The organism is Natrialba sp. PRR66 (assembly GCF_034808065.1).
Taxonomy (GTDB): Archaea; Halobacteriota; Halobacteria; order Halobacteriales; family Natrialbaceae; genus Natrialba; species Natrialba aegyptia.
Genome location: NZ_JAXHGN010000102.1, coordinates 1 through 272 on the forward strand (window position 1 = coordinate 1; position 272 = coordinate 272).

The 272-nt window shown below is 68.0% G+C and carries 1 protein-coding gene; it reads right to left on the reverse strand.

Translation table 11 applies throughout. The features are described 5' to 3' along the window. A partial coding sequence (locus SM755_RS23645) for a hypothetical protein (protein ID WP_323174834.1) occupies nucleotides 1-272 on the reverse strand: 272 nt, incomplete at both ends.

Sequence of the window (272 nt, forward strand, 5' to 3'; positions counted from 1 at the left end):
TCGCTATCTCCTCGTCGGTCAGTAGCTCCCCGGCGAGGGCCTCGTCTTCCTCCGTGACTGTCGGTTCTCGGACCGTGACGCTGACCTTGCTGCCGACGTCGACCGTCCGGATCGCACAGCCGCGACCGCCGGTGAGAAAGCGGCCTACTTCGGCCGGGTCGCCGACCGTCGCGGAGAGGCCGATCCGCTGGAACGGACCGGCCAGATTGCGGAGGCGTTCCATCCCGATGGTCAACTGCGCTCCCCGTTTCGACGCGGCGAGTTCGTGGACC